Genomic DNA, 23,909 nt, shown 5'->3' with positions numbered 1-23,909 from the left:
AAGCACCCCGAGCTCTCCCGGGGTGCTTTCTGCGCAGTTTGTGCTTACGTATACAGATGTCCTGTATACACATGCTGCGCGGATTACCCTTTCGAGCCTCTCTGGACCTGGTTAAAGGATGAACGATTTGGCGGGGGAGTCTCTGCTCCCCTATTATGCCGCATCTTCTTTATTCGTTTTTGCTTTTTCTTCATTTTCTTCAAACATGGCTTCTTCATCAATGTTCTGGTTCTCACGACCGGGTAGGACCAGGTTTAGAAGGATCCCTGCAACTGTGGCGATGGCCATTCCGGAAAAGTCTGCTGCTTCGTTCACTTCGATTCCAATCCCCAAAATAAGAATCACAGAGGCAATGATAAGGTTTCGCTTCTGTCCAAAGTCCACTTTTCTGTCCACCATCATCCGCATCCCGCTTGCCGCGATGATCCCGAAGAGGAGAATGGATACGCCTCCCATGACCGGGACCGGAATCGTACTGATCAGCGCACTTACCTTACCGACGAAGCCGAACATGACCGCGATCACGGCTGCACCACCTATTACAAAGACACTGAACACCCGTGTAAGTGCGACAACACCGATGTTTTCACCGTATGTGGTGTTCGGCGGCGCCCCGAGAAGGGAGGAGAGGAACGTGGCGACGCCGTCTCCCATAATTGAACGGTGCAGTCCCGGCTTACGGATAAAGTTCTTTCCGGCTACTTTACTGAGAACCATCTGGTCACCGATATGCTCTGCCAGTGTGACGAGAGCAATCGGAGCCATGATCGCCACAATTGTCCAGTTTAACTGCGGCGTATAAGTTGCAAAAGGAATAAGAAAGTCTGGTGAGGCGATCCAGGCAGCTTCTCTTACAGGTGCCAGATTCACCATTCCCTGTGTCCATGCAAACGTATATCCACCGGTTAACCCGATCAGAATTGGAATGAGTCCGAAAAATCCCTTAAAGAAAGCTGCGGCTATGAGTGTGATGGCAAGTGTCACAATGGCGACGGTAAACAGCGCACCGCTGTACTCCCCGGTTGCCTGGTCGTTCATTGCCATATCTACGGCTACGCCTGCAAGCCCAAGGCCGATGACGATAATAACCGGGCCGACAACGACCGGCGGCAGAAGATTCATAAGCCAGTTCACACCGGTTGCTTTAATAATCAGGGCAACAACCCCGTAAATAATTCCTGCAAAGAAACTCCCGATCATGGCTCCTTCAGGTCCACCGAGACTGATGGCGGCAATGAGCGGCATGATAAAGGCAAACGAGGAGCCGAGGTAGGCCGGAATCTGTCCCCTTGTTACGATCAGGTAGGCAAGAGTACCAAGTCCGCTCGATACGAGCGCAACAGCCGGATCAAGTCCGACAAGCATCGGCACGAGAATGGTGGCCCCAAACATGGCGAACAAATGCTGGAGACTCAGAACAAGCCATTTATCAAACCGTGGAACTTCATGAATGTTTACTGTGTTTTTTGTGTTTTCCATATGTGATTCCTCCTCTTTTTATGCAAACAAAAAACCTCTTTGTATCCAAAGAGGTATCGTCCGTTACGCATACGAAAGCATGCGTGAGGAGTGTACCCCTTCCCGGCCTCACTGGACCAGCTTAAAGGGAGGTTTTCTGTTGTATGACTACTTCGTCGGTGCCGTCGACTTCACTGAGCCGGGCTTCTACGACTTCTGATTTTGAGGTTGGTACGTTTTTGCCGATAAAGTCCGGCCGGATCGGCAGCTCCCGGTGCCCTCTGTCAATGAGGACGGCAAGCTGGATCTGTGCGGGACGTCCGAGATCAATCAATGCATCAAGAGCGGCCCTTACGGTTCTTCCTGTATAGAGAACATCATCGGCAAGTATAACCGTTTTATCCGTAATATCGGCTGCGATGTCGGTGCCTTTAAGTTCCGGCTCATCATCCGCTGTTTTCGTTGTCAGATCGTCACGGTAAAGGGTAATATCCACTTCACCCACGTCAATCGGACGTCCTTCAATCTGTTCGATCCGCTCTGCAAGACGTTTGGCAATAAAAATGCCCCTGGTTTTGATCCCTACAAGAATGCAGTTCTCAATTCCTTTGTTTCTCTCAATAATCTCGTGGGCAATCCGCGTGAGTGCCCTATTAATCGCCTGCTCATCCAAAATACCTTTTGTCATTTTTGCGGTGCCTCCTTTTTGCTCTCTTTATTACGCTTCAGGCGGACGCTTTCCGCGGGCAACGCCTCAGCCTCCTCGGGAAAAATCACCCTGCGGGGTCTTCGGCTGCTGCTTTTCCCGCTGGAGTCGCCGCCTTCCGCTCCATAGTTACACTATCCGAAAACAGCTTTATATTACGAATGCAGTCCGGATTCAGCAGGAGATAAAAAAATCCTCCCGTCCGATATCCGGATGAGAGGATCTGCTTACATCTGCGTAGGTATACATGTCAGATACACTGGTATCTGAAGCAGGTGCAACACAATTCCTTCTCAGCCTCTCTGGACTGTCTTAAAGGGTGTCTGCAATTTCGCTGTCTGTGTTATTATGGCACTCATTCTGAAAATCGTCAACCCATTTCCCGTTTAAGCTGTGCGAGGCACGCCTGCATATCTTCAGGCAGAGGGGCTTCAAAGGTCATCATCTCGCCGGTGCGCGGATGTTTAAAACCTAGTACTGCTGCGTGGAGCGCCTGCCCATCAATCGGATAGGAAGATTTCTTACGGGGTCCGTATTTCGGATCTGCCATGATGGGGAAACCAATATATTTCATGTGAACCCGAATCTGGTGTGTCCGTCCCGTTTCCAGTTCACATGTTACATACGTGTGGTTTTTGAACCGTTCAATCACGTGAAAATGGGTAACCGCATCACGGCTGTTTCTTTCAGTTACCGTCATGTTCTGACGCTCATCCGTGTCTCTTCCAATCGGGGCATCGATTGTCCCTGTGTCATGACTGATTAAGCCGTGAACGATCGCACGGTATTCACGCTTCGTTGTTTTTGCTTTCAGCTGATTTACCAGAGATTCGTGGGCTGTATCGTTTTTAGCGACCATTAACAGACCTGAAGTGTCCTTATCGATGCGGTGAACGATACCGGGTCTCACGACACCATTGATGCCGCTGAGATCTGTACAGTGGTGCATAAGTCCGTTCACCAGGGTGCCGCTTGTATGTCCCGGTGCAGGGTGAACGACCATGCCTCTCGGTTTATTTACAACAAGCACGTCCGCGTCTTCATAGACAATATCCAGATCTAGGTTTTCAGCCGTTACATCCAGTTCCTCCGGCTCCGGCTCCATTAACGTGACGTGATCGCCGGGCTGCACCTTGTATTTGTTTTTTATTTCATTTCCATTGACTTTAAGCAGTCCTTCGTCAATAAAATGCTGAATCTGGGAACGGGAAAACGTTAGAACGCTCGCCAGCGCTTTGTCAATTCTCTGCCCCTGCTGTTCTTCTGTAATCGTTGTTTCATGTTTAGTCATCTTTTTTCTCCTGCTTCCTGTCTTCAATAAATACATACACAATCAGTAGTCCAACACCTACTACAAGTGCGGAATCCGCTACGTTAAAAATTGGAAAGTTATACGCGAAAATGTAAACGTCAATAAAATCGACAACTTCATTAAAAAGAATACGGTCGATGAAATTTCCGATCGCACCGCCGAGAACAAGGCCCAGGCTTATTCCAAACAGCGGATTGTGTTTCCCCTGTGTCTGTATGTAATACGTTACAAATACGAGCACAATGGCAGTGGCGATGTAAAAAAGCCACATCTGACCCTGGAGAATTCCGAAAGCAGCCCCCGCATTCCGGTGGGAAGTGAAGTGGAATACATTTTCGATAACCGGGATGGATTCGCCGATTTCCATACGCTGGACAACGACCCATTTTGTAATCTGGTCAAGGATGATAATTATAAGAGCTATGGCATAATACTTTATTGCTTTCAACTTACTGCCTCCGTTCCACACATGTGTCCTTTTGCATTTTAGCACAGGCGGGGCGTTCGCACAATAAAAGGGGGAGGCTCGGGTAATGTCAGCCCAGTGCTGACCATCGATTTTATTCATTAGGTATTCAGAATTCATTTCGCTGCAGGCAGACGCTATCTGCGGGCAACGCCTCTGCCTCCTTGGGAAAGTCGCCCTGCAGAGTCTTGAATATTCCTTTCCCGTCGGAGTCGCCGCCTTCCGCTTCATTCCCAGTTACAGATATCAGGAAAATCTGCCGTATGAACATTTACGGGCATTCCTTCCCGGACTGTCTTTGGACTTTAATTACAAACTAACCTTGGTTTCTGTAAAGAGAATAACCCTCGCCGCTGGCGAGAGTCATTTTTGATTGCTGGATACATGCTTTAATGATTAAACTTAAAGTGCTGATTCCGTTTAGCCAAACGAAGCTGAACGCTTGGAAAGCAAGCGGATGGCGTTCAGCGAAGCGTTCCTGACAAACATAAAGCCATGCTCCTTTTTAACATGCAGGCTATTCCCCGTTATCTTCCGATGATTCTTCTGTCATCCCGCTTACATAGTGGCTGTAGTGTTCGTTTCGTTCAAATTTCACACTGTCTGTACCGCGGTACCCGTCCAGACCGGTCGATAGGAAGCCTTCCAGCTCTTCGACATACCCGACCAGCTCTTCTGATGCTTCGATTCCGAGTTCGTCGTTCACACCATCGATTTCATTGAAGCTGCTTACTGACTGCAGGCTGTCCTCGGCATCAAATTCTGTTTCAGTATCATTGGAATCGTAATTATAGCGGTCAAAACCACCAAGAACGGCCTCTTCAGCCGGACGGTCGAAATAGGCTTCGTCGCTTCCGGTTTTATCTGCAGCTTCAACTGTCGTTTTTGCAAGAGGATTTGCCTCGAGCCGTTCAAGGGGGATCCGCTCTCCGCTCTGTTCACAGATGCCGTAAGTACCTTTGTCCATTTTTTCCAGTGCTCTGTCAATTTCCTTCAGGTGGTTCTTCGCCTGGCCGTATAAAGCCGAGTCCTTGCTTCGTTCAAAAAGCTCAGAGCCGCTGTCTGCCGGGTGATTATCGTAATTCGACAGTTCCCCTGTCCGGTCCCTTAGAGACACACTCATTCCAAACTGTTCAGCATATGCCAGGTGCTGAAGCACCTCATTCTTTTCATTAATCAGATGTGTTTTTAATTCATTGTACTGGTTCATCCGGTTCCTCCTTCCGGTAACTTTTGGTTCAGGTTTATTTTTACCCTGATCACCGGTATTAGCCTGCACAACTTTTGCTAAGGAAGGAAGAAATGTAAAAACACCGCTTCCGGGGACACATTCCCCGACCTAAACCCTATGGGGCCAGTCAACCTTTGATATGTCCGGGCCAAACGAAGCAAAAAAACCGCCCCAGGGGCGGTTTTTCAAGCTCGTTTACACGTAATGTTTCTCTACAACCTCTGCACAGTGGCTGCAGAGTTCCGGATGATTCTCATTCTGGCCGGTTGTACGGCTTACCGTCCAGCAGCGGCCGCATTTTTCTCCTTCTGCAGGTGATACCGTAACGCTGACAAGTTCATAGCTCTTCGCTTCGGACGGGGCTGCTTCCTTGCCTTTCGTTACTGTAGCCTCGGATACAATCAGCAGCTTGCTCAGTTCAGGCACTGCTGTGAGGAGTTCGTAATCGCTCTCTTCTGCGTATACCGTGACGTGAGCCTCAAGGGATTTTCCGATGACTTTTTCGCTCCGCGCTTCTTCGAGCGCTTTTAGGACGTCGTCGCGAAGATCCATAAAACGATCCCATTTCTGTGTCAGTGCCTGAGCATCTGCGTAGGTTTTTGCCTCCGGCATATCCGTCAGTTGTACGTTAGCTGCTTCTTTCTCGGGAAGAAGTTCCCACGCCTCGTCGGTTGTGTGGGACAGCACCGGTGATAGAAGCTTAAGCAGGCTCACGAGCACTTCATGCATGACCGTCTGGATCGAGCGTCTCGCCGGATCGTCAGCATGTTCGATATAGAGCGTGTCCTTTGCGATATCCATATAAAACGAACTCAGGTCAATCGTACAGAAATTGTGCACTTTATGATAAACCTGTGCGAACTGATAGCTTTCGTATGCTTCCTTCACATCGCTGGTCAGCTCGTTCAGTTTTACAAGCATGTAACGGTCCACTTCTGACAGATCCTTTTCCGCCACAGCATTTGCTTCCGGGTTGAAGTCGTGCAGGTTTCCAAGAAGGAAGCGGAATGTGTTGCGGATTTTTCTGTACACCTCTGCTACCTGCTTGAGAATGTTGTCCGATACGCGCACATCAGCCTGATAGTCCACCGACGCCACCCAAAGACGGAGAATATCGGCGCCGAGCTGGTTCATGACTTTGTTTGGAATAATGACATTGCCGACACTCTTACTCATTTTACGGCCTTCGCCGTCAAGAGTAAACCCGTGACTCACAACAGACTTGTAAGGTGCTTTACCGGTAACGGCAACAGCTGTTGAAAGAGATGAGTTAAACCATCCGCGGTACTGATCGGAACCTTCCAGGTACACATCAGCCGGACGCTGCAGGTCGTCACGCTCTTCAAGAACCGACTGGTGGGACGAACCGGAATCAAACCAGACATCCATAATGTCCATTTCCTTTGTAAACGTTCCTCCAGGGCTATGTTCGGAAGTAAAGCCTTCAGGGAGGAGGTCTTTTGTGTCCCACTCAAACCAGATGTTCGAACCGTGCTCGCGGAACAGTGCGGAAACGTAATCGATCGTCTCATCATTAATAATGGCTTCCCCGTCTTCTCCGTAAAAGATCGGAATCGGTACACCCCAGGCACGCTGCCGGGAAATACACCAGTCCCCGCGGTCACGGACCATGTTGTAAAGACGTGTTTCACCCCACTTTGGCAGCCACTCCACGTTGTTGATTTCTCTTAACAGATCCTCACGGAAGTCCTTAATTGACGCAAACCACTGTGATGTAGCACGGAAAATAACAGGTTTCTTTGTACGCCAGTCGTGAGGGTACGAATGAGTCATAAAGCTCAGGTGTACCAGTGCCCCTGCCTCATCGAGCTTTTCTGTGATTGGTTTATTGGCAGCATCATAAAAGAGACCTTCAAAACCCGGTGCTTCTTCTGTCATCACACCTTTGTCATCCACCGGACAAAGGACGTCCAGGCCGTATTTCTGTCCAACCAGATAGTCATCTTCCCCGTGCCCAGGTGCCGTGTGAACACATCCGGTTCCTGCTTCAAGGGATACATGATCGCCAAGAACCACGAGACTTTCACGGTCATAAAGAGGGTGGGAGGCGGTCACATGTTCCAGTTCCTGCCCTTTCAGTGTCCTCTCAACTGCAGCATCTTCCCATCCTGCAGCTTCCTTTACTGAAGACAGCAGTCCTTCTGCAACAATGTATTTCGTACCGGACACGTCTGCCACCACATAATCAAGTTCCGGATGAAGGGCAATCCCGAGGTTCGCAGGAATTGTCCACGGCGTTGTCGTCCAGATGACGAATTTCTCGTCTCCGTTCAGAACTCCTTTTCCGTCTTTCACATCGAATGACACATAAATCGATGGTGAACGCTTATCTTCATACTCGATCTCCGCTTCTGCTAGTGCCGATTCAGAGGACGGTGACCAGTAGACAGGCTTCTTCCCTTTGTAAATGTAGCCTTTCTTGGCCATATCGCCGAAAACGCGGATCTGCTGTGCTTCATACTCATGTGTAAGTGTGATATAAGGGTTATCCCAGTCGCCCCTTACACCGAGACGCTTAAACTGCTCACGCTGGCTGTCTACCTGGCCAAGGGCATACTCTTCACACTTTTTGCGGAACTCAGCTACTGTGAGTTCCTTGCGTTTAACCTTCCCTTTTTTTGTAAGAGCGGTTTCAATCGGCAGGCCGTGTGTATCCCAGCCAGGAACATAAGGTGCGTGAAAACCGGACATGGATTTGTATCGGACGATAAAATCTTTAAGAACCTTGTTCAGGGCATGGCCCATATGGATATCCCCGTTTGCATAAGGAGGTCCGTCATGCAGCACAAAAAGAGGCCGTCCTTCTGTCCGTTCCTGTACCTGTTCGTAAAGCTTTTCATCATCCCACTGCTGCTGGATGCCCGGTTCTTTATTCGGCAGGTTCCCACGCATCGGGAAGTCTGTTTTCGGCATGAGCAGCGTTTCTTTGTAATTCATTCTGTATTCCTCCTTGAGAGCTCATCGCTCTTGTCATTCGTTCAGTTTAAAGACTGTCCTTGATTTACGCTCACTGCGTTCCCTTTCCGCGGGCACCGCTTCAGCCTACTCGGGAAAAGCATCCTGCGGGGTCTTCAGTCGGCGCTGTTCCCGCAGGAGTGTCGTCAGTTCGCTTCAATCAGCATTAAATAAAAATCAACAGGGAACTTTAACAGAGCCAAAACAAAAAAATCCCCGTCCCAGAATAGGGACGGGGATTTACCCGTGGTACCACCCTAATGAACAGACGGATGCCGTCTGTCCACTCCAGGCATTCGTAACGTGAATGATGCGACACAGCCTACTGCCATCCGGGTTCGGTGTGTAACTCAGGGGTGATTTTCTGCTTCTGCATCAGACCGGACTTTCACCATCTCCGATTCGCTTTTACTGATCTGCAGCCGCATACTCTCCCCGTCAGCGTTTTACGTATACTCTTCAATCATTATCGTCAGTCATGAAAAAAATTATAAGGGAACTTTCGAAAAAGCGCAACCGCTTTGGCTTTATCCTCTTACTTTTTCTGATTGTTCCTCTTCCGATTCCTCAATCCCTTTTGCCAGTTCATCCCAGTCATCAGCAGAGAGCATTTCAAGCTGGGCTTCAAGAAGCATTTTAAAACGTGTCCGGTAGACTTTGGACTGTTTTTTCAGCTCTTCGATTTCGAGGGCAATTTTTCGTGATTTGGCAAGGGATTCATTAATAATCCGGTCAGCATTTTTTTCAGCTTCCCGGATGATCAGTTTTGCTTCCTTATCAGCGCTTCTTTTGACATCCTCGGCGGTTTCCTGCGCCACAAATATGGATTTGTTCAGCGTCGTTTCCAGATTGGAGAAATGATCAAGCTTCTCTTCCAGCTCTTCAACCCGGTCATAAAGCTCTTTTTTCTCCCGAATTACCATTTCGTAATCCTTGATTACCTGATCGAGAAATTCATTTACTTCATCCTCGTCGTACCCTCTGAATCCACGGGTAAACTCTTTATTATGAATATCCAGTGGCGTTAATGGCATCTCGTACACCTCCGTATGATGTCGTGCTTTTTATGTAAGTTGTTTCCGGCTTACAGCCTTTTTGTGTTTATGTACTGGTGTTGATTCGACAAGGACGGACCTGATTCCTTCTTTTACTTTACATTTTTTCATATGGGCAGGCTATACCGACGGAAAACCGGCCACAAGTTTTATTTTATCTTTTTTTGTACGCCCGTCCTCTTCAAATACTTTCGCACGGCCTTTACCTCGTAAAGAAATCATATCTCCTGACATTAGCTGCAAGGACGCATCTGTCGTAACCTTCCAGTTTACTTTTGCCTGTTCAGCTTCAATCATAGCCTTTGATTTGCTTCTGGAAAGCTTGAACAGTTCAGCAGCAACCACGTCCAGCCTCATCGAAGAGACGGTGAGCATGGTTTTTGTCCATGTTACGGAAGGAATTTGAATGTGGCTTAACGGTTTTTCAGCCAGTCGTACAGAGGCTCTTCCGATTTTAAGAAGGTTCATCTCCGCAAAAGCTGCGATATCCTTTGCACAGACAAACTGGAGGCGGTCATGCTCCTGGACGATATCACCGAACTTTTCCCGCTTCAGACCGAGGTTCATAAGTGCTCCCAGTACCTGCGGGTGCTCAATTTTCACAAACTTTGACGGATAGTCAATTTCATACAGAACGAGTTCATAATCGTCCTTTTCGGGAACATAATAATCAGGATAGAACAGCGCTCTTTTTCGTTCGCAATCGGGGTGTCCGCCGTGAAATGCAACTTTTACATCTCCGCCTGCACCGGTCAGACTCAAGGCGATCTGCTGCTGCCTCGGGTCCAGAAAGCCCGTCAGCTTCGGACTGTACTGGTCGAGCACCTGCTGTTTCCAGCCGGCTGCCTGGTCAACAAAGGCATGCTCCTCTTTTCGAAAATGCTGGTAAATGGACATGGCTTTACAACCTCAGTTCTGAAATAAGACCTTTAAAACGTGTGAAACAGGCGCTGCCGGCAGCGGCGCGCCTGTTTCTGATTTACACAAAATACGATGCAAGATGTTCGAGACCGTAGCGGGCAAAGTTCAGTGTGAGCAGTGCCACGAGCGGGGAAATATCAATCATCCCAAGTGGTGGTATGATATTTCGAAAAGGGGTCAGGAACGGTTCCACTAATCTTCCTACCATCTGGCCAAAAGCACCTTCACGAAGGTTCGGCACCCAGGACATAAAGATGTAGATAAAGACGAGTATGGTGTAGAAAAACATGAGCGTACTGATTAAACTAAATAGAGTTGCCATACAAATTCACCTGCCTAAAAATTCTGTCTGTCTTCTGTGAGTATTTCGGAAATCGAACCGGTAACATCCACGTTATCCGGTGTGCAGAGGAAGATGTTTACGCCAAGTTTCTGAATATCTCCTCCAATAGCATACACTGTTCCGCTTAAAAAATCGACGACTCTTTTTGCCTGATCATGATGAATCCGCTGAAGATTAATGACGACCGCTTTTCGGTTCTTAAGATGATCGGCAATATCCTGAACCTCATCGTAGCTGTGCGGTTCGATCAGCATCATCTTTGCTGCCGAGGACTGGTGAACACTGGCGAGGGATACGACGTTGCCTTTTTCTTTCTTCTCACCGTATGTCTGTTCCTGGCGCTGCGGTTCCTCGTAAGTTTCCTTCGTTACCTCTTCTTCTGCATATTCGTCATCGAGTTCAAAAAAGCGTTTAAATTTCGTTTTCATTCCCATAGCTTTTCCTCTCCTTTGCGATGAAATCAGGACTCTCCTACCAGAGCTGAGCCGATTCTGACAAATGTAGCCCCTTCTTCCACGGCTACTTCAAAATCACCGCTCATGCCCATACTCAGTTCCCTGCACGGGGCGTGGGGATAGTTCCGTTTTTCCACTTCCTCTTTCAGCTCACGGAGTTTTCTGAAATAAGGCCTTACTTTTTCAGGATCGTCTACTGCCGGTGCCATCGTCATGAGTCCGGTTACTTCAATTGCAGGAAAGTCCCTGAGCTTTTCAACAAAGCTGATCGTTTCTTCAGGAGAGATACCTGACTTTGACTCTTCGCCGGATACATTCACCTGAACAAAGCACTTCACGATTTTCCCTTCCTCATGCCGCTTCTGGATCTCTTTTGCCAGTGAGAGCCGGTCAAGTGAATGAAGATAATCAAACAGATGAATCATTCGTTTAACTTTTTTACTTTGAAGGCTGCCGATGAAGTGCCATGTCCCTCTGTCCGGGATTGCTTCCCGTTTTTCCACTCCGCCTTCGACGCGGTTCTCCCCAATATGGCGAATCCCTGCGTGAAGAGCTTCGATTGTACGGTCAAGTGATACGTATTTTGTTACAGCAACCACATTGATCGCTTCCGGTTCACGCCCGCTTTTTTCACAGGCCTTTCTGATCCGGTCCTGAATGGAAAGAAGATTTTCCTTTACTCCCATGACACTACGTCCTTTCTGAATGCAGCAATATTCTATGGTGCATTTATTTCCTCATTCCGATAAAACTCATCATCCTGCCGGTTCTGCCTTTATCCCTTCGATAGGAAAAGAACAAGTCTTCTTCACTGTATGTACAGTACGTTGAAACAAACAGGCGATCTTCCCTAACTCCTCCTGCAAGAAGAAGCTGCCGGTTCACCTCTTTAAGATCGAGACGGAACCGGTCCCCTCCACAGGAAACGGCTGCTTTTGACAGATCGTTCACAGGAAGATGTTTCAGCTGGTCTGTCACCCGGTTATCGACCTCATAACACCCTCCCGAGATGGAAGGACCTACAGCCGCGATGATATCTTCCGCCTTTGAACCTTCTTTCTCAAAAGCTTTGAGCATGTGACCTGCAATGTTTCCGGCCGTCCCCTTCCAGCCCGCGTGGGCAAGGCCGATGATCTTTCTTTCAGGATCGTAAAAATATAGAGGAACACAGTCCGCATACATGCTCGTCAGAAGGATGTCCGGTTCTGTTGTATAAAGTCCGTCGGTTCCATTTACGGCATTTTCCTGGCTGAACGCACCCAACCCTCTGTGTTGAGCTACCACTTTTGCAACGCGGTTTCCATGCACCTGTTCACCTGTGACCCAGTTCTCAAGAGGGAAACCTGTTTCAGCTGCAAGAATGCTGCGGTTGCGGACAACCGTATCAGGATCATCTCCCGTATGCAGACCAAGGTTAAGGGATTGAAACGGCGGAAGGCCTGTCCCGCCATTCCTGGTCGAAAAGCCGGCGGTCATGTCTCCCCGGGGGGCCGCACGGGAAAATGCCGGCAAGGATAGATATAACGGTGAATCCGGGTCAGTAAAGGGCTCTCCGGTTGTCATATTCGCCCCCCTTTTCGCTGTTTCTTTTTATTCTACCATTTTTTTCACCGATGCGGAACAAAGGTGTCCCTTTTTATGTCGGATCTCCGGTGTTTTGCGGAAGATACTGATTGTCTGTAAACAGCCCGTCATTATACCTGACCAGAATCACATCGGACCCGATTTTGACCACATTGTTCCACGGGATCACGACTTCCTGTTCCTGCTTTCCGAAAAAAGACATCATTTTTCCTCCGCCGATAATAAATGCCTCCACCCGTCCGGTGTTCAGGTTTATGTCCAGATCTGTTATATGTCCAAGGAGCCGTCCGTCTGCCAAGTTGACAATATCCTTGGACTGGATATCCGAGATTTTCAGCAAAGCAATCCCCTCCCGTTTTACTACATTGTATGCCGCGCGGAAACGGGTTATGTTTGGGGGCAGATCAGCTGTGTGAGCGGAATGCAGTACCAGTGGGGAAAATAATAAAAACAGTGGCTAACTGGCGGGGACAATTGAGGAAAGGCTGCCATCAGGTCTAAAACCCCGAACTTTAAATCCTGCTTACCGTTTGCTCCAGTGGTTCGCGTGTTATATTCTAACTTTGCAAAAGTCCGGACACTTCTTCACCGTTTTCCCTCGTTATGTCCCAACTATGCAATAGTCCGGACACTTCCTCACGGTTTCCGACAGTTATATCCTAACTTAGCGAAAGTTCAGAACACTGCTTCCTCTTTTCTAACTTTATATCCCTAATTGATGAAAACCGGGCGGTAGTGCACCTCAGCTCATCTCTCATCAGAAAGAATATTGAGGTGACGTCAAAGACAGCAAAAAAACCTGCACAATGGCAGGTTTATTCTTTCGCGTGCTTGTTCATCTGCTGAATCGCTGCTTTTTCCAGGCGAGACACCTGTGCCTGGGAAATACCAATTTCATCGGCCACTTCCATCTGCGTTTTTCCCTGGAAGAAACGCATGTCCAAAATGAGTTTTTCCCTGTCGTTAAGGCGGATCATCGCTTCCTTCAGCGCAATTTCCTCAATCCACTGGGAATCCTTCTGCTTGTCGTCACTGATCTGGTCCATTACAAAAATCGGATCTCCGCCATCGTTATAAATCGGCTCAAAGAGGCTGACCGGATCCTGGATGGCATCGAGTGCAAAAACAATATCTTCTTTTGGTACATCAAGCACCTTGGCAATTTCCTGAATTGTCGGTTCCCGGTCACGCCGCTTTTCATTCATAAGCGTGTCACGGATCTGCAGTGCTTTATACGCAATATCACGAAGCGACCTTGAGACCCTGATCGGGTTATTGTCACGAAGGTAGCGTCTGATTTCACCAATTATCATCGGTACTGCGTAGGTTGAAAACTTTACATTCTGACCTAAATCAAAATTGTCGATCGACTTCATCAAACCAATACAGCCGACCTGAAACAGGTCGTCCACATACTCGCCGCGATTGTTAAAACGCTGGATCACGCTCAGTACCAGCCGGAGATTACCGTTTACAAGCTTTTCCCGGGCTGTACTGTCTCCATTTTGCATTTCCTCAAACAGAATGCGCATCTCTTTGTTCTTCAGAACGGGCAGTTTTGATGTATCCACACCGCAAATTTCAACTTTGTTCCGTGTCAATGCCTTCCCTCCCAACAGGAGCTGATGTACAGAACTCAGTATCTCCGGGGGAGGGAAATTTATGCAGAAATTGCTTCTCTGAATATTTACACTTTCAGTTGAGCTCGTTTGAAACCGCGCCGTTACACCATTTTGTTAAATTCTTTTCGCAGCCGTTTAATAATTCTTTTTTCCAGCCGGGAAATATAGGACTGGGAAATGCCGAGGAGATCCGCCACGTCCTTCTGGGTTTTTTCCTCGCCTCCGGCAAGCCCGAAACGCAGTTCCATAATCTGTTTTTCTCTTGAAGAGAGTGTTTCAAGTGCCTTAACAAGAAGCTTGCGGTCGACCCGGTCTTCAATGCCCCGGGTGATAATATCCTCTTCTGTGCCCAGTACATCCGAGAGAAGAAGTTCGTTTCCGTCCCAGTCAATGTTAAGGGGTTCATCAAAGGAGACTTCCGACCTGATTTTATTGTTGCGGCGCAAATACATAAGAATTTCATTCTCAATACAGCGGGACGCATAGGTGGCAAGCTTAATCTTTTTTTCAGGGTCAAATGTGTTCACAGCTTTAATCAATCCGATCGTACCGATACTGATCAAATCCTCAATATTAATACCCGTGTTTTCAAATTTTCTGGCAATGTATACGACCAGACGAAGATTTCTTTCGATCAGCATCGACCGGACAGCTTCGTCCCCGGAAGGAAGTTTTTTTAGCAGGTGGGCCTCTTCTTCTTTTGTAAGCGGAGGTGGGAGCGCTTCACTCCCTCCAATATAGAACACTTCATCGGATTTGACTCCGAATTTGATAAGAAGCTTATACCACCAGAGCCTGATTTTCATTAACAGTATTTTCAACATCATTCCTCCCCTTCATGTCATGCTGGCGATTGTTTTTGATTCTGAAACATTCCCGGATGAAGTATACAATCGTAATCTCCAAGCGAACTGAGCGGTGTGTAACTCAGTCCAATGAGCACATTTGTACAGGTAAATGGCTGTTCACCGCTTCCTGGGTTCAGTCTTACAATTTCAGGTTTCAGGCACCAGAGAAACTGATGACTGCCGGCAACGGTTCTGTATGGAACAAGGGTCATGGCGTGCTTTTCAACACTGGCAAAATCGGTCACGCTTTCAGTGCCTTTTTCGGTAAATTGAACAAGTTCATCAGGGAATGAGGCTTTTAACTTTGTCATATCAATAATCATAACCGGTCTTCCTGATATCGGATCCTTCAGCTGGTTCCCACTGTCCACAAAACCTTTGAGCCCCAAATCAACCCCGCTGGCACGAATTTGGACCTGCATAATATGATCATAGCGGATTTTCGCTGTTTCAATACCGCCAATTGACCTCTTGGAAAAATACCAGACTGCCGGAAACCCAATGACGACAAACAGCCAGCTGGCCGGACTTCCAAATCCATTCAGCCTGGTGGCAAACGTGTCATTGACGATCAGAATCTCTGTTGAAAAGAAAGCGTGGGCGGCAATCAGGCCGCCGCCGGTCATGAAGCTTACGAAATAAAACATAAGCCACGCCTTGCAGAAAGGCCTAAAGCCTTTAAATCCAAAGGCCGTATATACAATGAGCGCAGAATAAGCAATCTTGAACAGCGGCGTAGCAGCAGTCTGTGCGATCGGTGAAAAAAGAAAAAATAAGTACATAGAAGCTGTAAAAGCACCAGCAGCGAGCCTTTTTTTACTTACCCCCCTTTTTAAGGCCAGGGCTGTCAGCGCCAGCAGCATCCAGTCAACCAGGAAATTGAGAAGCCAGATCACATCCAGATAAAGAGTCATCAGATCCCCTCATTAAAAGGTGGAATTTGAAAACAGTATAGCTTATCAGGCGGCTTTAAGTCTGTCACTTTTTGGTATGAATCTCCATGTTATTTTGATTTTTTTTCAGCAGATTTGTCAGATTCCATTTTGGATAGACAGGCAGGTAAGAAAAAGACTGCCCCGGTTACAATACATTCACCGGAGCAGGGGAATGAGGCAATACAGGCATACAGGGACTATTGATCCTGATCGACAGAGTTTTAGCTTCATAAACAAAAAAACCGCATCCTCAATAGAGGAAACGGCTTTTCTGTAGAACTTATTAACGGCGGCGGCGGTTACGAAGGAAAGTAGGAATATCCAGTGAATCCCCTTCTTCTTCGTACTGCTGACGCTGATTTTTATTTGATGCCGGCTGCTGTGGTTCACGCTGCTCACGGGCAGGCTCCTCATAGGAAGGCTGGGCAGGCTGCTGTGGCGGCTGCTGCTCCTGGCGCGGCGGCTGGGCAGAAGGTGCTTCACGGCGGCTGTTGTTCAGCTGCTGGCGAGGCATTCCGGAGCGTTCTTCCACAGCATCAAAGCCGGTGGCGATAACGGTCACGACGATCTCGTCCTTCAGATTTTCGTTAATGACGGAACCGAAAATCATATTTACTTCGCTGTCGGAAGCGGACGATACAATTTCGGCTGCCTCGTGAACTTCAAACAGGCTCAGGTTGGCTCCGCCTGTAATGTTCATCAGCACACCCTGAGCGCCGTCAATGGATGTTTCAAGAAGTGGGGAGCTGATTGCTTTTTTCGCTGCTTCTGCTGCACGGTTTTCTCCCGTAGCAATTCCGATCCCCATAAGGGCTGACCCTTTTTCACTCATAATCGTTTTCACGTCTGCGAAGTCAAGGTTAATGAGTCCCGGTACGGCAATCAGGTCGGAAATACCCTGAACACCCTGACGCAGAACGTTATCCGCTTCGCGGAACGCCTCAAGCATCGGTGTATTTTTGTCGACAATTTCAAGCAGGCGGTCGTTCGGGATCACGATCAGTGTGTCCACTTTTTCCTTCAGTGCAGCAATTCCGCTTCCTGCCTGAGTCATACGCTTACGTCCTTCAAATGTGAATGGACGGGTAACGACCCCTACAGTAAGGGCACCGAGATCTTTTGCAATTTCAGCGATGACAGGTGCGGCACCGGTTCCGGTACCTCCGCCCATCCCGGCTGTAATAAAGACCATATCCGCACCACCAAGCACCTCTTCAAGATGCTCGCGGCTTTCTTCCGCGGCTTTCTTTCCGATATCCGGGTTCGCACCGGCTCCAAGGCCTCTTGTCAGCTTGCCTCCGAGCTGAAGCTTTTTCTCGGCTTTTGACAGGTGAAGAGCCTGCGCATCTGTATTGACCGCAATAAATTCCACGCCCTGAAGGCCGTTTTCAATCATACGGTTTACGGCGTTGCTTCCTCCGCCGCCGACACCGATTACTTTTATCGTAGCTAACTGCTCCATGTCCATCTCAAACTCTAACATTTACGATCCCCCAATCTATCATGCTTTACATGATCATCACTTTTTGTTGAGCAGTCCTCTGCTCAATGCTGCAGGATGCGGCGGCTATTCAAAGAAGACTTTGAACAGCTTGGACATCCGCTTTTTTACTCCGGGCTGGTCTTTCTGATTCACCTGCTCCGGCTGTTTCTGCTTCGGCTGTTTTTTTGCCGAACGTTCCAGTCTTTCTTCGGTCGGATCGTGATTTACCTGGGCCACACCTGCTGCAATTTCCTTGCCCTGAATTCTGGCACTGCGGTGGGCATAATGAATCAATCCGACACCGTTCGTATATTGCGGTTCTCTTACACCAATATAATCAGGAATCGCCATGCGTACGTTCTTCTGGAGCACTTCACGTGCGAGCTCCAGCACACCGGGCATTTTTGCTGTACCTCCGGTAAGTACGTATCCTCCTGATACATCTCTGAATCCGAGCTTTTGCACTTCTTTATGAACTAACCCTAACATTTCAACCATACGGGGTTCAATAATTTGTGCCAAATCACCCTGGGAATATTCCTGCAGATCATCGCTGCCAATCTCCGAAACTTCGAAAAGTTCGTCGTCCGAGGCATGGTCAATAAACGCACACCCGTATTCCTTCTTCACCTTTTCCGCTTCAGAAGTGGATGTACGAAGACAGATGCTGATGTCATTAGTTATGTGATCTCCCCCGAAAGGCAGCACTGATGTCCCCTGAAGAACGTTGTTTTTGAATACGGAAACCGTCATTGACCCCCCGCCGATATCAACAAGGGCACAGCCGAGGCTTCTTTCGTCTTTAGACAATGCGAAAGACCCGGCAGCCAAAGGCTGAAGAGCAATGTCGGCAATGTTAAGGCCCGCTTTTTCCACACAGCGCAACAGGTTATGTAGCATCGTTCTCGAGGCTGTGATAATGGTGCCTTCCATTTCAAGACGCACACCAATCATTCCGCGCGGGTCATTAATTTCATCAAGTCCGTCCACAATAAACTGTCTCGGGTGAACATTCACAATTTCCCGTTCTGGAGGCACAGAAACAACTTGTGCGGCATCAATGACACGGATGATATCCTCATCCCCGATTTCCCGGTCTTCACTGGAAACAGCGACGACTCCATGGCATGGCTGAAGCTGAATATGATTGCCTGATACACCGACAATAATATTCTCCACTTTGAGACCTACCATTCGTTCGGCTTTTTCAACCGCGGACCGGATTGAGCGGACCGTTTCATCGATATCCACAATTGATCCTTTACGAATTCCTTCTGATTCTGCTTCCCCTACTCCGATAATATTAAGTGTTCCATTGGACATTTCTCCGATTATTACTCGGACTGTAGATGTGCCGATGTCCAAAGTCACGTACGTATCGTGGTTGTTCATTCTCTGGCACCTCCTTCAATTCCTCCGTCTATGTCACACCGCCGCCGGCAGGTGCTTCATTTTTTCTTCAGTGCTGAAAAAAAGGCTGACCGTTTCTGTCAGATCTTATCCGTTTATTTCAGCTTTGGTGCGGGCCGTATCGGCACTGTACTGTCTAAAGTAATGACACAGCAGAGCCGGAAGGTCCGTTTAGTTTAACCTTACCTTACAGAATAGCAAGTACACAATGTATTCCACATATTTTTTACATTCCCTCTTTTTTTTCATTATTTTCACAGAATAATTAAGGGAATTGATCAGGCTGATTTCTCTGCCCTGCTGCGGGTCCATTTATCAAGGAGAATTCTCCTGATTTGGGCAAGATTATTAAAAAGTCTTACACCAAATGCAAAAACAGCCGCTAAATACAAGTCTACACCAAGATGAACACCTAGAAAAGCCAAACCGGCTGCTAAAATGATATTTGTGAAGAATCCTGTCAAAAAAACTTTTTCTTCGAAAGTTTTTTCAAGTTGGGCACGTATTCCGCCAAACAGTGTATCAAGAGCTGCAAGGACAGCTATGGACAGATAACTGGAATAGGCGTCCGGTACACGAAAGCCGGTTGTGAGCCCCAGCAGGATCCCGATAAGAAGGCCGATAAATGGCAGCCACATATTATGATTCCTCCTTTACAGAACGCATATAGCGCACCTGCAGTGTCTGATCGTAACCGGGAAGTGTCAAATCGCTTACCTGCGTAATTGACATTTCCAGATTTTCATACTGCATAAATTCTTTTACAGTGGAGGTCATCATGTAGTGATACAGCTGTTCGGGATTATCAGCCAGCACCCTCACCTGCAGGGGAAATGATGCTATTCTCCTGCTGTTCACATGGGTTATGCCCTGTACATTACGGATTGGTGTCGTTGATACTATTCGCTGGGAACCGACGGCAATGTCCTTCGCCCCGTAAATATTCAGTTCATTTATGAGCATTCTCATCAGCGGCGCCGGTACAGAACGAATCGCACCGCCTTCATAATGCTGTGTAAAATAAGGTTTGATTTCTACAATAATACCCTGTCCGCTCACTTCTGTGAGACCTGCTTTTTCCCTTAGACCAAAAAGAGCATCTTCCAGGACTTGTTCAGGATCACCGCTTACTTTTAATTCCTCCAGCATGGACTCATGCCGGGACACCTCTTCAGTCAGTTCCTGCTGCTTCTCCCTTTCGCTGGTCAATTCCTGTCTGAGTTCCATCATCGTTCTCGTATCCCTGATTTCCGGCTCGTTTGTGGTCTGAAAAAGGACAGCAGTCATAAAACCGATGATAAGAGTGGCTAATGTGAAGATCCCGGTCCGGCTGCTCATGAAGCTGAGTCCTCATTTTCGCCAAAGTAGGGATCCAGCGTAACATCCGGTTTTTTCTGAACACGGACCTCCACATTTTCAGACACAAGCGAGTCAACGACGCCTCCCGTCATACCCAGGGACAGTTCCAGCTGCTCACTGTCCCCAATCGCAGTGATGATAAACGGAGCAAAGGACTGATTTCCGTCAATTTCAATAACCGGCCCGATACACTGTATGTATGTCTGATGGTTAATACGATGGCCATTAACCGCAACCGCTTCAGCACCGGTAACGAAAAGTTCATCAATAACCTTCTGTACGTGCTGCTCATGCACAATAAAATTATTAGCATGCTGATCTTCCGGTACGAATGCGGCATCGTCAAGCCGGACTTCTATGCCCTCTCCCGCAACAGGCACCTCACCTGTAATCATTCTGAGCCTGTCCACATTTTCTACCAGATTAAAATAACGGCGCTCGCTGCCCGCCGCTTCTTCTTCAATATGGGATAATTCTGACTGAATTCTGCGAAGTTCCTCTGTCAGTTCCTGATTGACTGCCTGCTGCCTTATAATGTGGTTTCTAAGTTCATCTTCTGCTTCCGGCTGATCAGAAGCAGCAGGTGAAGCTCGATGTTCGCTCGTCAGCTGGAAAGAAAAAGCCAGAATAAAACCGGTGAAGAGCAGGACGAGCGAATAAATAACGTGATTACCCTTCACTTTCACTTTCTTCTTCCTCCTCAATATCTTCGCTTTGAAAGCTTTCAAAATAAGGACTCATCCGCATGTGGATGATACCTTCAGCACCAGCTTCGAGCTGGTCGGCGATAGACGGATATGGGAGGATTCTATCTGAGAAATTCCGCATAGTGGAATGAACCTCAAACCCGTCAGTCATAAAAACAATCAGTTTGACCGGATCGTTCTCGGCTGGTTCGAGATGAATTTCAGCAATCCTCCTGTGCAGGCTTTCCGGAAGATCCTGAAGTTCCGAAGCCATTTCACGAAGCTGGTCACCCTCGGTAAAATTATAAATAACCGGTGCATCATAAGGCCTGACTTCCTCTGCTGTTTCTGTCAGCACGACCCCTGTTTCCAGCATAGGAAGAAAAGAATCGTCCTGCCTGATATATGCCACTCTTCCGAGTTCATTCACGTCAATTCTAACCGTACTGGGAAGGCGCCGGGACAAATTTGCACTTCCAATTTCAGGATGTGATTCTATGACAGAAAGAATCTGTTCACGATCGTAACGCCAGATGCTGACCTCTTCGAGGAGACCGGACATTTCAGTAATGTGGGCATCACTCACATGGCTATTGCCGGCAACTGTCACATTCTTCACATGGCTGAAAGGGGATTGAAAGTATATTACGGCCATCATCAGCACAAAGAAAATACTCACATAAATGATCAGACGTCTGTTTGCCCGCTGCCGCCTTCGATCTTTAATGGTGGGAATGCGCCCCTCTATATCAACTACTTTTTTTTCATCCACTGTTTCCCCCCCCCTCCCCTGGTCAGCGTCAGGCCCGGTCGCTGCTCCCACCGTTCAGCTGCATCGCGGATCCCCAATTATCTCAACCTCTGTCTCCAGCTGGATCCCTTTCTCCCTGCAAACTGTTTCTTTTACGTGCCTGATCAGATTCAAAACATCACAGCAGGATGCCCTGTCCCTGTTCACGATAAAGTTTGCGTGCATGGTTGACACTTGTGCACCGCCAATCGTAAACCCTTTGAGACCGCATGCTTCTATTAACCCACCGGCAAAGTCAGGCAGGGGATTTCTGAATACGCTGCCGCAGCACGGGAAATTCCACGGCTGGGTCTTTCGCCTGTAATCCTTTTTTTTCTGCAGGTCCGCCTTGATCGTTTCCCGGTCTACTATTCGAAGTGACAACTGTGCTTCAATACAGATACCTTTGTCTTTCTGAAGTGCGGATGTCCGGTAGGAAAATGCAAGTTCGTCCTTCTCTTTCCATTCAACCGTTCCGTCAGGATAGAGAATCCGGGCCTTTACAAGGACGTCACTGATTTCAGCTCCATGTGCTCCGGCGTTCATAAAAACGGCTCCACCCGCGGTGCCCGGTATCCCCCCGGCAAACTCCAGGCCGCCAAGCCCCTGTCTGCTCAGTATGGTGGCAAGTTTGATAAGCGGATAACCTCCGCCTGCCGTTACCTCTGAGCCATTGATGGAAAGGGGAGTCATCCGTTCAGAAAGCTGAATGGCAACCCCTTCAAATCCATAATCCGATACGAGAAGATTGGAACCTCGGCCGACCACAAACCAGTCTGCTCCTGCCTCCTTAATAAAGGACATTCCGATTTTCAATGATTCAATGGTTTGAGGAATATAAAACAGGGAAGCTGGACCGCCAATTTTCCAGGTCGTATGATGTTCAAGCTTTTCCACGGTCTTCACAGTGCCGGTCTGTTCAAGATTTCTGCGAAGTTTTTCCAATTGAGCCCCATCCCTCCCCCGTATACCTTTACTTGGTTTTGTTCCTTTTATTATAGCTCAAAAGCTTTCATCATGATATGAGATAAGAAAATTGTGGAATGTTTTTTAGCGTCTAATTTCTACATTACTCCCCTTGAATTTGCGTAAAATCAACAGAATTAAGGCACTATATGTCATCAGAACAGGAAATGGCCACACCCGGAGGTATGGCCCCTTATCATTATCCTTTTGTAAACCTGCTGATACTCAAAAGCACACCGATGGATGACAGCATTAGCGTGAGGGAAGAACCCCCATAACTTAGAAGAGGAAGTGTAATTCCCGTTACCGGCATCAGCCCGGTTACCACACCAACGTTAATCATTACCTGAATGGCGATCATACCAATAATGCCTGTTGCCAGAAACGTTCCGAACAGGTCTGGCGCATGCAGGGCAATACGAAGACCGCGCCAGAGCAGAACAGCAAACAGCATCAGTACAAACGTACCGCCTATGAAACCGAGCTCCTCAGCGAGGATCGCAAAAATGAAGTCAGTCTGCGGCTCTGGCAGATAAAAATATTTTTGTCGGCTTTCACCAAGACCGAGCCCCATCAGACCTCCAGGGCCAATCGCATAAAGGGATTGAATGATCTGAAAACCGCTGCCCAGAGGATCCTGCCATGGGTCAAGAAAGGAGACTATCCTTTTAAGACGGTATGGAGCCGAGAGAATCAGCCCGGCCAGCCCCCCGAGACCTAAAAGTCCGAGCACTAAGAAATGGGAAATTCTTGCACCCGCAATAAATAGCATCACCACACAAGTTAATACCATTACCATCCCTGTCCCAAGATCCGGCTGGAGCATAATGAGGGCAAAAGCCGTCATCACAAGACCGAGAGTAGGAAAGAGACCCTTCCTCCAGGTAGTAACATACTTCTGTTTTTCCGCCAGGTACTTTGCCAGAAACACAATCATGGCCATTTTCATAAACTCCGAGGGCTGAATAGAAAATGCCCCTACCCCGAGCCAGCTCTGGGCACCGCCCCTGACCAGACCGACGCCGGGAATCAGCACGAGTACAAGAAGACCAAAACAGACAATCACCAGAACCTTAGACCAGGAACGCCATGTCCAGTAGTCTACCTGCATCAGAAAGAACATGGCTGCCAAACCGAGTCCTGCAAAAAACAGCTGTCTTTTCAAGAAAAAAAACGTGTCATCAAACTTGAATTCCGCCCAGACTGCGCTGGCACTGTAAACCATAATCATCCCTGCAGCCAGCAGAGCCAGTGTTGCGGCGATCAAAATAAAATCAGGCGTAGTTTTTGTTTTCGGCAATAG

24 protein-coding genes and 1 other annotated feature are annotated in these 23,909 nt (G+C 48.0%); all 24 genes read right to left on the bottom strand.

From position 1 onward, the window contains the following. Window positions 1-153 precede the first annotated feature (153 nt). The 24 genes from CR205_RS04975 to spoVE all read right to left on the bottom strand — a co-directional run bounded on the left by CR205_RS04975 (window position 154) and on the right by spoVE (window position 23,906). Window positions 154-1,479, bottom strand: a complete 1,326-nt coding sequence (locus tag CR205_RS04975; protein ID WP_110517537.1) for a solute carrier family 23 protein — start codon at window positions 1,477-1,479, stop codon at window positions 154-156. Between the two features lie 121 nt (window positions 1,480-1,600). Beyond that, window positions 1,601-2,146, bottom strand: a complete 546-nt coding sequence (gene pyrR, locus CR205_RS04970; RefSeq protein ID WP_110517535.1) for a bifunctional pyr operon transcriptional regulator/uracil phosphoribosyltransferase PyrR — start codon at window positions 2,144-2,146, stop codon at window positions 1,601-1,603. A 388-nt stretch (window positions 2,147-2,534) separates the two neighbouring features. Further along, on the bottom strand, window positions 2,535-3,455 hold the full coding sequence (locus tag CR205_RS04965) for an RluA family pseudouridine synthase (RefSeq protein ID WP_110517533.1): 921 nt from the start codon (window positions 3,453-3,455) through the stop codon (window positions 2,535-2,537). Beyond that, on the bottom strand, window positions 3,448-3,915 hold the full coding sequence (lspA, locus tag CR205_RS04960) for a signal peptidase II (protein ID WP_110519686.1): 468 nt from the start codon (window positions 3,913-3,915) through the stop codon (window positions 3,448-3,450). The genes CR205_RS04965 and lspA overlap by 8 nt, the downstream gene beginning before the upstream one ends. Window positions 3,916-4,459: 544 nt before the next feature. Next, window positions 4,460-5,152, bottom strand: a complete 693-nt coding sequence (locus CR205_RS04955; RefSeq protein ID WP_110517531.1) for a TraR/DksA C4-type zinc finger protein — start codon at window positions 5,150-5,152, stop codon at window positions 4,460-4,462. A 216-nt stretch (window positions 5,153-5,368) separates the two neighbouring features. Further along, window positions 5,369-8,131: an isoleucine--tRNA ligase gene (ileS, locus tag CR205_RS04950; protein ID WP_110517529.1), complete on the bottom strand. Its 2,763-nt coding sequence runs from the start codon at window positions 8,129-8,131 to the stop codon at window positions 5,369-5,371. A gap of 243 nt (window positions 8,132-8,374) precedes the next feature. Then, window positions 8,375-8,600 (bottom strand) — a binding site (T-box leader). A 76-nt stretch (window positions 8,601-8,676) separates the two neighbouring features. Next, window positions 8,677-9,183 (bottom strand): DivIVA domain-containing protein, encoded by a 507-nt coding sequence (locus tag CR205_RS04945; RefSeq protein WP_110517527.1) that lies wholly within the window; start codon window positions 9,181-9,183, stop codon window positions 8,677-8,679. Window positions 9,184-9,324: 141 nt separating this feature from the next. Beyond that, window positions 9,325-10,101, bottom strand: coding sequence for a YlmH family RNA-binding protein (locus tag CR205_RS04940; protein WP_110517525.1), 777 nt, complete (start codon window positions 10,099-10,101; stop codon window positions 9,325-9,327). Window positions 10,102-10,183: 82 nt separating this feature from the next. Continuing rightward, window positions 10,184-10,447, bottom strand: coding sequence for a YggT family protein (locus tag CR205_RS04935; RefSeq protein ID WP_110517523.1), 264 nt, complete (start codon window positions 10,445-10,447; stop codon window positions 10,184-10,186). A 14-nt stretch (window positions 10,448-10,461) separates the two neighbouring features. Then, window positions 10,462-10,902 (bottom strand): cell division protein SepF, encoded by a 441-nt coding sequence (locus CR205_RS04930; protein WP_110517521.1) that lies wholly within the window; start codon window positions 10,900-10,902, stop codon window positions 10,462-10,464. A gap of 26 nt (window positions 10,903-10,928) precedes the next feature. Then, window positions 10,929-11,609, bottom strand: a complete 681-nt coding sequence (locus CR205_RS04925) for a YggS family pyridoxal phosphate-dependent enzyme (protein WP_110517519.1) — start codon at window positions 11,607-11,609, stop codon at window positions 10,929-10,931. Between the two features lie 43 nt (window positions 11,610-11,652). After that, complete coding sequence (gene pgeF / locus CR205_RS04920) at window positions 11,653-12,486, bottom strand: peptidoglycan editing factor PgeF (protein ID WP_110517518.1); 834 nt, start codon at window positions 12,484-12,486, stop codon at window positions 11,653-11,655. 73 nt (window positions 12,487-12,559) lie between these two features. Next, the gene (locus tag CR205_RS04915) at window positions 12,560-12,847 is read right to left on the bottom strand and encodes a YlmC/YmxH family sporulation protein (protein ID WP_110517516.1); all 288 of its coding nucleotides are present in this window, start codon (window positions 12,845-12,847) and stop codon (window positions 12,560-12,562) included. Window positions 12,848-13,322: 475 nt separating this feature from the next. Then, window positions 13,323-14,192, bottom strand: a complete 870-nt coding sequence (gene sigG / locus CR205_RS04910) for an RNA polymerase sporulation sigma factor SigG (RefSeq protein ID WP_407923561.1) — start codon at window positions 14,190-14,192, stop codon at window positions 13,323-13,325. A gap of 38 nt (window positions 14,193-14,230) precedes the next feature. Beyond that, window positions 14,231-14,935, bottom strand: coding sequence for an RNA polymerase sporulation sigma factor SigE (gene sigE, locus CR205_RS04905; protein ID WP_407923560.1), 705 nt, complete (start codon window positions 14,933-14,935; stop codon window positions 14,231-14,233). A 35-nt stretch (window positions 14,936-14,970) separates the two neighbouring features. After that, entirely contained in the window at window positions 14,971-15,891 is a 921-nt protein-coding gene (spoIIGA, locus tag CR205_RS04900; RefSeq protein ID WP_110517510.1) for a sigma-E processing peptidase SpoIIGA, read from the bottom strand. 304 nt (window positions 15,892-16,195) lie between these two features. Further along, the gene (gene ftsZ, locus CR205_RS04895; RefSeq protein ID WP_110517508.1) at window positions 16,196-17,395 is read right to left on the bottom strand and encodes a cell division protein FtsZ; all 1,200 of its coding nucleotides are present in this window, start codon (window positions 17,393-17,395) and stop codon (window positions 16,196-16,198) included. 84 nt (window positions 17,396-17,479) lie between these two features. Then, a complete protein-coding gene (gene ftsA, locus CR205_RS04890) occupies window positions 17,480-18,787 on the bottom strand; it encodes a cell division protein FtsA (protein WP_110517506.1) in 1,308 nt (435 codons plus the stop codon). Between the two features lie 296 nt (window positions 18,788-19,083). Then, complete coding sequence (locus CR205_RS04885; RefSeq protein WP_110517504.1) at window positions 19,084-19,443, bottom strand: small basic family protein; 360 nt, start codon at window positions 19,441-19,443, stop codon at window positions 19,084-19,086. 1 nt (window position 19,444) lies between these two features. Beyond that, entirely contained in the window at window positions 19,445-20,143 is a 699-nt protein-coding gene (locus tag CR205_RS04880; protein ID WP_110517502.1) for a DUF881 domain-containing protein, read from the bottom strand. Then, window positions 20,140-20,850, bottom strand: a complete 711-nt coding sequence (locus CR205_RS04875; RefSeq protein WP_110517500.1) for a DUF881 domain-containing protein — start codon at window positions 20,848-20,850, stop codon at window positions 20,140-20,142. Before CR205_RS04875 ends, CR205_RS04880 begins: the two co-directional genes overlap by 4 nt. Then, window positions 20,834-21,622, bottom strand: a complete 789-nt coding sequence (locus CR205_RS04870) for a cell division protein FtsQ/DivIB (protein ID WP_110517498.1) — start codon at window positions 21,620-21,622, stop codon at window positions 20,834-20,836. The genes CR205_RS04875 and CR205_RS04870 overlap by 17 nt, the downstream gene beginning before the upstream one ends. A gap of 54 nt (window positions 21,623-21,676) precedes the next feature. Continuing rightward, the gene (gene murB / locus CR205_RS04865) at window positions 21,677-22,585 is read right to left on the bottom strand and encodes a UDP-N-acetylmuramate dehydrogenase (RefSeq protein WP_110517497.1); all 909 of its coding nucleotides are present in this window, start codon (window positions 22,583-22,585) and stop codon (window positions 21,677-21,679) included. A gap of 220 nt (window positions 22,586-22,805) precedes the next feature. After that, the gene (gene spoVE, locus CR205_RS04860; RefSeq protein ID WP_110517494.1) at window positions 22,806-23,906 is read right to left on the bottom strand and encodes a stage V sporulation protein E; all 1,101 of its coding nucleotides are present in this window, start codon (window positions 23,904-23,906) and stop codon (window positions 22,806-22,808) included. Window positions 23,907-23,909 lie beyond the last annotated feature (3 nt).

Origin of the sequence: Alteribacter lacisalsi (genome assembly GCF_003226345.1) — a bacterium.
In the GTDB taxonomy this organism is placed as follows: domain Bacteria; phylum Bacillota; class Bacilli; order Bacillales; family Salisediminibacteriaceae; genus Alteribacter; species Alteribacter lacisalsi.
This window is presented reverse-complemented; position numbering and strand designations above follow the sequence as displayed.

What these genes read in the sequence shown, in the direction of transcription:
- CR205_RS04975 (WP_110517537.1), bottom strand. Translation starts at nt 1,479, where the DNA reads ATGGAAAACACAAAAAACACAGTAAACATTCATGAAGTTCCACGGTTT.
- pyrR (WP_110517535.1), bottom strand. Translation starts at nt 2,146, where the DNA reads ATGACAAAAGGTATTTTGGATGAGCAGGCGATTAATAGGGCACTCACG.
- CR205_RS04965 (WP_110517533.1), bottom strand. Translation starts at nt 3,455, where the DNA reads ATGACTAAACATGAAACAACGATTACAGAAGAACAGCAGGGGCAGAGA.
- CR205_RS04955 (WP_110517531.1), bottom strand. Translation starts at nt 5,152, where the DNA reads ATGAACCAGTACAATGAATTAAAAACACATCTGATTAATGAAAAGAAT.
- ileS (WP_110517529.1), bottom strand. Translation starts at nt 8,131, where the DNA reads ATGAATTACAAAGAAACGCTGCTCATGCCGAAAACAGACTTCCCGATG.
- CR205_RS04945 (WP_110517527.1), bottom strand. Translation starts at nt 9,183, where the DNA reads ATGCCATTAACGCCACTGGATATTCATAATAAAGAGTTTACCCGTGGA.
- CR205_RS04940 (WP_110517525.1), bottom strand. Translation starts at nt 10,101, where the DNA reads ATGTCCATTTACCAGCATTTTCGAAAAGAGGAGCATGCCTTTGTTGAC.
- CR205_RS04935 (WP_110517523.1), bottom strand. Translation starts at nt 10,447, where the DNA reads ATGGCAACTCTATTTAGTTTAATCAGTACGCTCATGTTTTTCTACACC.
- CR205_RS04930 (WP_110517521.1), bottom strand. Translation starts at nt 10,902, where the DNA reads ATGGGAATGAAAACGAAATTTAAACGCTTTTTTGAACTCGATGACGAA.
- CR205_RS04925 (WP_110517519.1), bottom strand. Translation starts at nt 11,609, where the DNA reads ATGGGAGTAAAGGAAAATCTTCTTTCCATTCAGGACCGGATCAGAAAG.
- pgeF (WP_110517518.1), bottom strand. Translation starts at nt 12,486, where the DNA reads ATGACAACCGGAGAGCCCTTTACTGACCCGGATTCACCGTTATATCTA.
- sigE (WP_407923560.1), bottom strand. Translation starts at nt 14,935, where the DNA reads ATGAAAATCAGGCTCTGGTGGTATAAGCTTCTTATCAAATTCGGAGTC.
- spoIIGA (WP_110517510.1), bottom strand. Translation starts at nt 15,891, where the DNA reads ATGACTCTTTATCTGGATGTGATCTGGCTTCTCAATTTCCTGGTTGAC.
- ftsZ (WP_110517508.1), bottom strand. Translation starts at nt 17,395, where the DNA reads ATGTTAGAGTTTGAGATGGACATGGAGCAGTTAGCTACGATAAAAGTA.
- ftsA (WP_110517506.1), bottom strand. Translation starts at nt 18,787, where the DNA reads ATGAACAACCACGATACGTACGTGACTTTGGACATCGGCACATCTACA.
- CR205_RS04885 (WP_110517504.1), bottom strand. Translation starts at nt 19,443, where the DNA reads ATGTGGCTGCCATTTATCGGCCTTCTTATCGGGATCCTGCTGGGGCTC.
- CR205_RS04880 (WP_110517502.1), bottom strand. Translation starts at nt 20,143, where the DNA reads ATGAGCAGCCGGACCGGGATCTTCACATTAGCCACTCTTATCATCGGT.